General features: G+C 72.1%; 6 protein-coding genes. All 6 read right to left on the reverse strand.

Translation table 11 applies throughout. From position 1 onward, the window contains the following. Positions 1 to 1,520, reverse strand: a 1,520-nt coding sequence (locus JHN63_RS53370; RefSeq protein ID WP_234478508.1) for a helix-turn-helix transcriptional regulator, incomplete at its 3' end; no start/stop codon positions are given. An 851-nt stretch (positions 1,521 to 2,371) separates the two neighbouring features. Next, positions 2,372 to 3,595 carry a class I SAM-dependent methyltransferase gene (locus JHN63_RS42445; protein WP_374222993.1) on the reverse strand — a complete coding sequence of 408 codons (1,224 nt, stop codon included), beginning with the start codon at positions 3,593 to 3,595 and terminating at the stop codon, positions 2,372 to 2,374. Beyond that, entirely contained in the window at positions 3,586 to 4,308 is a 723-nt protein-coding gene (locus JHN63_RS42450) for a DUF1365 domain-containing protein (RefSeq protein WP_200690475.1), read from the reverse strand. Before JHN63_RS42450 ends, JHN63_RS42445 begins: the two co-directional genes overlap by 10 nt. Next, the gene (locus JHN63_RS42455) at positions 4,302 to 5,555 is read right to left on the reverse strand and encodes an FAD-dependent oxidoreductase (protein ID WP_307782109.1); all 1,254 of its coding nucleotides are present in this window, start codon (positions 5,553 to 5,555) and stop codon (positions 4,302 to 4,304) included. Before JHN63_RS42455 ends, JHN63_RS42450 begins: the two co-directional genes overlap by 7 nt. Further along, the gene (locus JHN63_RS42460) at positions 5,545 to 6,735 is read right to left on the reverse strand and encodes an FAD-dependent oxidoreductase (RefSeq protein WP_200690476.1); all 1,191 of its coding nucleotides are present in this window, start codon (positions 6,733 to 6,735) and stop codon (positions 5,545 to 5,547) included. Before JHN63_RS42460 ends, JHN63_RS42455 begins: the two co-directional genes overlap by 11 nt. Next, entirely contained in the window at positions 6,732 to 8,069 is a 1,338-nt protein-coding gene (locus tag JHN63_RS42465; RefSeq protein WP_200690478.1) for a cyclopropane-fatty-acyl-phospholipid synthase family protein, read from the reverse strand. Before JHN63_RS42465 ends, JHN63_RS42460 begins: the two co-directional genes overlap by 4 nt. Between the last annotated feature and the right edge of the window lie 430 nt (positions 8,070 to 8,499).

The following is an 8,499-nucleotide window of genomic DNA, read 5'->3' on the forward strand; positions in this document are numbered from 1 at the left end:
GCGAGGACTCCGCAGGCGCGGGCGGTCGGGCCGACGAGGACCGTGGGCCAGCCACCCAGGGCGATCTGCTCGCCGTCGTGTGGCGCGAGGCGGGCGCGGAGCACGGGCAGGACGCCCGCCAACTCCGCCTCGAATCCGCCCTGGAGGTCCAGCGCCGCGCAGACCTCCGCCAGCAGGACGAGCGCGGGTACGGCCCAGCCGGAGGGCGGGAACCGGTCGACGTCGGCGACGCAGCCCAGGAACAGGTCCGCTCCCTCGGCGTACTGCCCGGTCTCGCACATCGCGAGGGCCAACCCCGCCCGCCAGACCGGGAAGTAGGAGTGCCGCTCGACATCGCCGGCCAGGTCGGAGGTGAACAGCTCGGCCAGTCGGCCCTGTTGCCGCAGCAGCCAGTAGGCCTGGCCGAGGCGGGTCTGGGTGAGGTTGTCCGCGGGCACGGCGTAGTCGGCGCGGAGCAGTTCGATGAACTTCAGCGACTCCACGAAGATCCACTCGGCGGCGGCGTCCCACCGGCCGTGCCACAGGTCGAGGAGGGCGTCGAGGGTGTGCCGCTGCCAGAGGGCGAGGGCGCTGTGGGTGTCCGCGGCGTGCTTGCGGTACTGGTTCGCGGTGGCGAGGGCGCTGAAGATCCTGCCGTTGCGCAGTTGGTCGATGGCGACGGCCATCAGGGCCTCACCGCGGAAGTACGGCGAGTCGTGCCGGGCGGCGGCCTCGCGCAGTCGTTCGGAGAGTGTCAGCGCATCAGGGGCCGGCATGAAGTCGTAGCGTGCCCAGCGGCATTCCGTGAGGACTTCGCAGCGCACCTCGTCGTCGCCGTCGTCGGGTAATCGGCGCAGCGTGTCCTCGGCGAGCCGCGCTCCCTCGGCGGGTCCGGCGAGTCCGGCCGCGGTGTCCTGGCTGACCGCGAGGGCCATCTTCTTCGCCAGATGCGCTTCGAGCCGTAATCGCAGACCCGCGGCCTCGGCGCCGCCGTCGCCGTCCAGCGCGGCCAGGCACCCGCGGATCGACTGGATCAGCTCGCGGTCGACCTGCCCGGGATCGGACCAGCGGCGGGCCATCCTGATCACGGCCTCGGCCTGCGCCCGCGGGTCGCCCTCGGCGCTGCGGTAGGCGGCGGTGTAGTGCCGTTCGGCCTCCCGCATCTCGCCCGCTGCGTGGCTGAGGTCGCCGCGCCGCAGCAGCCGCCGGAACTCGGCGCGGTCCTGCCCGACCGCCCAACGCCCGTCCTTCTCAAGCGACTTGACCGCCCCGCCGGCCCGCTCACCCGCCCCGCCTCGAACCGCCTTCGGTACGGCCTCGGAGCCGGGCGGCGGTGCCAGCCCGACCAGCGCTCCCTTGGCGCCCAGCACCTCGTCGCACAGCTGGGCCAACTCCAGGGACGCCCTGCGGCGCCCGTTCTCCACGCGGCTCAGGAAGCTGCGGCTGCAGTACACCTTGCCGGCCAGCTCACTCAGCGACATACCGGCCGCGATGCGGCGCCGGCGTAACTCGGCACCGAATCCGTCGTGCTCGATGACCATCCCCCCAACAACACACCGCCCGATCAGTGTTGCCAAATACCCGCTGGCAACACCCGACCCCTCCGGACCGGCCCGAAGACCGGGGAAGCTGTCTGTGCCGGAGCCTACGGGCACGGGGGCGCGTCCCATGGGGGAACGGGCGCACTGATCATGCCTTCGGACGAACCCGGGGCGCGTGCTGCGGTCGATATGCCGGGGGCACTCGACCGCAGCACATCCGGCGCCAAATCCCCCGTGCGGGACGGGGGCACCGAAGAGCTGAATGACGACGGGGAATGGGGGGTCCACGGTCCGGGGCGCGCGGGGGGCGCTCCGGACCCCGGATCACCGATACCGATACCCGGCCCCTCGCCGATTCCGGTTGATTCACGCGACGGCAGCAGGTGCCGGAAGGGGCGACAGGGCCGTGACGACCGGCACGGAAGCGGCCCGCCCCCTCCGTCGACACCCCGGCCTACCGACGCTCGGCCCGGTCTATTCTCGGTCCATGAACTCCGACGGCCGCACGGGCTGAGCGGCTCGCGGTGTCCGGGGACCGGCTCGCCCGCTGAGGGTAGAACGCGGCGAGCTGTCCAGGGACCGCGACAAGAAGTTACGGGCCGTCAAACGTGCCGGCCTGGCCGTCGGCCGGGCGCTCGACTCGACGGGTCTGTCCTCGCAGCAGATCGCACGGCAGGTCGGCTACAGCGACAGTCAGATCAGGCAGCTCGTGTCCGACGGGGACGCCGTCGGCTGGCGGCCGTTCGATGAGACTCTGCGAGGCGATCGACCAGTACGTGCGCAAGCGCCGTCTGGACGCACCGGAGCTGGCTCCGCTCCGGGCCGCCTACGATCTCGCGGGCTCGGCCCGTTCAGCGGATGAGCCGGAGTTGCCAGAGGTCTAGGTAGCCGGAGCGGAAGCCGGCCTCCGAGTACGCCAGGTAGAAGTCCCAGAGACGTGGGAAGACCTGGGGGAATCCGATGGAGGCGACCTCGTCGCGGGAGTCGCGGGAAAGGAAGCGCGAGCGCCACTCGGCGAGGGTCCGCGCGTAGTGGTCGCCCATCCGGTGGCGCCCGCCGACGCGCAGCGAGGTCGGGGCGAGCGCTTCCTCCAGCGCGCGGAGCGAGGGAATCTGTCCGCCGGGGAAGACGTACTTCTGGATCCAGGTGCGGACGTCCTTCGTCGCGAGCATCCGGTCGTGGGGCATGGTGATCGTCTGCAGGGCGACCTGCCCGCCGGGCGCCAGAAGACGGTCGAGTACGGCGAAGTAGGCCGGCCAGTACTCGGCCCCGACCGCCTCCAGCATCTCTACGGAGACGATCGCGTCGTACGCGCCCTCGGCCTCCCGGTAGTCGCGCAGGAGGACGGTCACCCGGTCGGCCAGGCCCGCCTCGGCGATCCGGGCGCGGGCGAGGTCGCGCTGGCTCGGGGAGAGCGTCAGCGTGGTCACCTCGGCACCGCGCTGTCCCGCCCGGACGGCCAGCGCACCCCAGCCGGTCCCGATCTCCAGCATCCGGGTCCCCGGCCCGACACCCGCCAGGTCGAGGACGCGGTCGATCTTGCGGAGCTGGGCGGTGTGCAGGTCGTCGCCGGGACCGAACAGCGCGCACGAATAGGTCATGGACCGGTCGAGGAAGAGCGCGAAGAACTCGTTGGACAGGTCGTAGTGGCGGCGGATGTTGGAGCGGGCGCCCTCCAGGGTGTTGCGCTCCGCGTCCGGACGGGTCTGGTCGGCCCACCGGCGGAACGCGGTCGCGGGCCGGCGGGCCGGGCGCGTCAGCCGGGCCGCGACCGGCGTCAGCAGGCCGGCCGGGTCGGTGCTCGTCCAGTCACCCGCCATGTACGACTCGCCGAATCCGACCGGGCCGACGACGGCCAGCCGGGAGAAGAACGCCGCCGGGCGGACGATCCTCATCACCGGCGAGTCCGTGCCGCCGCGCCCGATGCGCTCCCCGCCGGGAAAGGCCACCCGCACCGGGAGGGAGCCCATCGCCCGGCGGAACAGGAGCTCCACCATCCGCGCCCGCACCGGAGCGCTCGGGGCGTCGGTCATGGTCGCGGGCGAGGTTGTGGGCGTGGGCGTCGTCATCGGAATGTCCTTCCGGCGGGTCGGCGTGGGAAGACCGGCAGGCGGCGGAGCCACAGCGCGATGCCGTGGCGGCGGATGCCGAGGCTGATCCGCTGGGGCAGCAGCGGGTGGGTGAGGACGGCCCGGAGGACGTCGGCGGGCTCGACGTCGTGGTGGCGGCCGGTGAGGGAGGCGGAGAAGACCGTCCGGTCGTCCTGGACGAGCGCGACGGTCAGCGCGAGCCGCTCCCGGGGGACGGGCATCCGCATCCGGTACTCCCCGGACACCGCGAGGAACGGGGAGACGTAGAAACTCTTGGGCGTGCGGACGGATCCGGAGGGCGTGGTCCGCAGCAGGTAGCAGTGCCGTTCCCCGTAGGTGTTGTGGACCTCGGCGATCACGCAGGCGGGGTCGCCCGCCGGGGTGAGGCACCAGTAAACGGTCAGCGGGTTGAAGACGTACCCGAGCACGCGCGCGGAGGTGAGCATGAGGACGCGTCCGCCGGTGAGGTCGATGCCCTGGTCGCGCAGCCAGGCGTCGACGTTGGCGCGGAGCGGACGGTCCGGTTCCCCGAAGTGGTCGGACGGCAGGATGCGGGTGAACGGCCGCAGCCACCACGGGTGGGTGGGCAGATCGTCGAGGTCGACCAGCCACAGGTAGAGGCGGTGGTGGAAGACGCGCCGCAGCGGTGTGCGGCGCACATGGGTGAGGCGCCCTTGGTAGAGGGCGGCGCTCACCATCGGACCCCCAGCGCGGCGGCGGCGCGTACGCCCGCCAGGCAGCCGTCCTCGTGGAAGCCCCAGCCGTGGTAGGCGCCCGCGTACACCACGACGGGGCTGTCGAGCCGGGCGAGGCCGCGCTGGGCGGCGAGGGTGTCGAGGGTGAGGACCGGGTGCTCGTAGACCCGCTTGACGAGGACCGCGGACTCGTCGACCTCGGTGGCGCCGTTGAGCGTCACGAGGTAGTCCAGGGGTTCGCTGAGCCGCATCAGCCGGTTGAGGTGGTAGCTCACCAGGACGGGGCCGCCGCCGCGGCAGCCCTGTTTGAGGAGGTTCCAGGACGCGTGGGTCCTGGGCCTCGACGGCAGCACGGAGGCGTCCGTGTGCAGCCAGGTCTCGTTGCGCGAGTAGCCGAACGCGCCGAGGACCTGCTTCTCCAGGGTGGTGGCGTCGGTCAGCAGAGCCAGGGCCTGGTCGGCGTGGGTGGCGACGACGACCCGGGCGAACGCGTGGGTCGTGCCGGCCGCGTCGATGACCTCCGCGCCGTCGGAGTGCCGGGTGATGCCTCGGACCGGTGTGCCGGTGCGCACCTCGGGCAGTCGCGCGGCGATCCGGTCGACGTAGCTGCGGGAGCCCCCGGAGACGGTGCGCCACCGGGGCATCGCCCGCACGCTGAGCAGGCCGTGGTGCTGGAGGAAGGTGAAGAGCGGGACAGCCGGGAAGGCGGTGCTGAGCTCCGCCGACGCGGACCAGACCGCCGAGACCAGCGGCAGGGCGAAGTGGTCGGCGAAGTAGCGGGTGAACCGGTGCCTCGCCAGGAATCCGCCCAGGGTCGGACCACTGTCCCCGGACGCCAGCAACCGGCGTGCCTCCCGGTGGAACCGGGGTATCTCGGAGAGCAGGTGGAGAAGGCTCCGGCCGGCCGTGTCCGGTCCCGGGACCAGACCCAGCCCTCGTCTGCCGCCCGCGTACTCAAGACCGCAGCCTCGGCAGCGGATGCTCATCGACATCTCGCTGTCCTGGGTCGGGACGTCGAGTTCGGCGAACAGGCGCAGCAGGTGCGGGTAGGTGCGGAGGTTGTGCACCAGGAATCCGGTGTCGAGCGACACGACCGTGCCGTCGGGTGTGGGCACGTCGTGCGTGTCGGCGTGGCCCCCGAGCCGGGGGGCGGCCTCGAACAGCACCACGTCGTAGCGCCGGCGCAGCAGGTACGCGGCGGTGAGTCCGGCGACGCCGCCACCGATCACCGCGATCTTCTCAGACTCCACGGACGCCCCCCTCGTGTCCGGTCCGCGGGCCGAGGTCCCGGCGGATCCGCGCCGCGGCCGCCAGTCCGGTACGGGCCGCGCCTTCCGCCGAGTCGATCGGATAGCTGTTGTGGATCGCCGACCCCGCGAAGTGCACGTTCGGAGCCGGCCGGCGGAGTATGCGGTCCCGCCGAAGGTAGTCGCCGGCGAGGATCGCCTCGCCCGGGCGCTGGTTGGGCCGGGTGCGCACCTGGCGGAGGGGGTGGCGCAGGTCCAGATGGCCGCGGACCTTCGCCATGACGTACTCCTCGTCGGTGCGAGGGCTGAGCGTGCACAGCACGACGCACCGGCCGGCCTCGGGCTGTACGAGGATGTTGATGCCGTCGCGCGAGTACAGGACGGGGTCCGGCTCCCGCAGGACCGCTTCCCGGGGGTCGAGATCGACGGTGAAGGCGACGCAGTGGGTGTGGTCGGCCTCGCTGACGGCGTGGTCGATCCGGGAGGCGTCGAGCAGCGCGACCATGTCGGGGACGAAGGCCGTGATCACGATCGCGTCGAACTGCTCGGCTCCCGCCCGGGTGTGGACCCGGACGTTCCTGCCGGCCTGCTCGACGCGGGACACCCGGCGGTCCGCCGTCAGGGTGACGCCCCGTTCCCGCAGATGAGCCACCCAGGGATCGACCAGGCACGTGTCGGTGGCCCCGGGGAGCACGAAGGCGGTCTTGGCCCGGAACAGGTTCACCGCCATGCGGGCCAGCGACAGCGCCGAGTAGTTGCGCGCCGATCCGTACCGGTTGTCCCCGCGGCCCCGGAAGTGCTTCTCCGCGAGCAGGGGCGACGGACGCCACGCCCACAGGCACCTGAGCTTCTCGCGGAGCGGGATCTCCTTCGCGAGCATCCGATACAGATGGGAGATCTCCACCCAGCCGGTGGTCTCGGTGTGCGCGAACCGCCGGACGCGGCGAAGGGAGTCGCGGACGGTCCTGCCGTCGGGGCCCTTGATCATGCCGAGGATCCGGAGGAGGTGCCGGTAGTCGTCCATGAAGAAGCGGGGACAGTGCTCGCCCCCGGGGCCCACGTCGGCCCGGCCGCCGAAGTGGGCGTCCTGTTCATAGACCGTGAGTTCGGCGTCCGGATGGTCGCACAGGGCGAACGCCGTGGTCAGGCCCGCGATACCGGACCCGATGACACAGATTCTCACGCGTCCGCCTCCGGTCCCACGGCTCCGGACGGCGCCCAGCTCACCCTGGACCGGTCCACGACGGACGGGAATCCGCTGCCGCCGTCCGACCGGGTCCGTACGGCGAGGATCTGATGGACGCTCATCCGGTTGCCCTCGAAGGCGAGGGAGGCGCCGGCGAGATACAGCCGCCAGATCCGCGCCCGGCGCGCGCCGAACCGGTGGACGATCTCCGCCCAGGAGGCCTCCAGCCGCTCCGACCAGGCGTCGATCGTACGGACGTAGTGCTCGCGCACGGACTGGACGTCCCGGATCTCGAACCCGGCCCGCTCCAGGTGGGCGAGGGTCGCGGGCAGCGGACGCATGGTCATGTCGGGCGCGATGTACGACTCGATGAACGCGCCGCCGCCCGGCCGGGCCCGGCCGCGTGACATCTGTTGGAGGAACAGCCGGCCACCCGGGCGCAGCGAGCGGTGGAGCAGCGCGCAGTACTCGGGGTAGTTCTCGGCGCCGACGTGCTCGCCCATCTCCACGGACGACACCGCGTCGTAGGCACGGGAGTCCCCCGTGCTCTGCCGGTAGTCCTGGAGCCGGACCTCGACCTGGTCCGTGAGGCCGCGTTCGGCGAGCCGGGTGGTGATGTACTCGTGCTGGCGGGACGAGTTGGTGATCCCGGTCGCCCGTGCCCCGTGCCGTTCGGCGGCGTGCATCACCAGCGCGCCCCATCCGCAGCCGACGTCCAGCAGTCGGGCCCCCGGACGCAGATCGAGCTTGCGGCAGATGAGATCGAGCTTGTCGCGCTGGGCGTCCGCCGGACGGTACGCGGGGGCGTCGGAGGTCCACAGACCGCAGGAGTACGACATGGTCTCGTCGAGGATGGTCCGGTAGAACTCGTTGCCCAGGTCGTAGTGATGGGCGATGGCGGCCCGGTCCCGTAGGGGGGTGTGGGCGCGGCCGGTCAGCCCGGCCTCCTCGGTCGGCGGTTTCGGCGGGAGGCCGACGGCGCCCAGCCGTATGCCGAGGGCCAGCAGCGAGGGCAGCGACGGCAGTACGCCGGGGCTGCGGAGGCCCTTCCGACGGACCGTCCGGACGTAGTCGAGCGCCTCGCGCAGCGCCTGCCGGAAGTCGCCCTCGATGTCGATCTCGCCGGTGACATAGGCGCGGGACAGCCCCATCTCCCCGGGGCTGCGCAGCAGATGCCGAACGGCCCTGGGTGTGCGCAGCACCAGCACAGGACCGTCCTGCGGACCCGCGCAACTGCCGTCCCAGACCCGCAGCCCGAACGGCAGCTCGGTGTCGAACAGCGAGCGGGAGAGCGCGGCGACGCGTCCGGATATGCCTTGGCCTTTGGTCAGGGGCTTGCGTGTGGTCTTCCGTGGGGTTTCCTGTGTGACGTCTCGCGGGGTCGCACGCGCGGTCTCCCTCGTGGTCTCGCGCAGAGCGGGGGCGGGTCGTGGTTCCGTCACGGTTCTCCTCGTGCGATGGGTCGGGCAGCGGACACCGGTCGGCCAGGGGGATTTGACCGTCCGTCACAGCACCATGAGTCGTGTCGTGGAGCTCCCAGAGCTGGACAACGCTGGATTACTGTGGACACCGGATCCGCCGGACCGGGCGTCGGGCCCGCTCGAACTGGGCTTGCGGGGAAGGCGAGTTGACGGCCGCTCTGCCTGAGTGCCGGACGGGTGCGGGGGCTCCAGGGCTTCGGGGCGGGCGTCGGAGCGGTCGGTGAAACCGACGGTGAACTCGTCGGCACCGCCGGCTGTGCCGACGAGGAGACGCGCGCGG

The sequence above is a fragment of the Streptomyces sp. MBT65 genome (assembly GCF_016612545.1).
Taxonomy (GTDB): Bacteria; Actinomycetota; Actinomycetes; order Streptomycetales; family Streptomycetaceae; genus Streptomyces.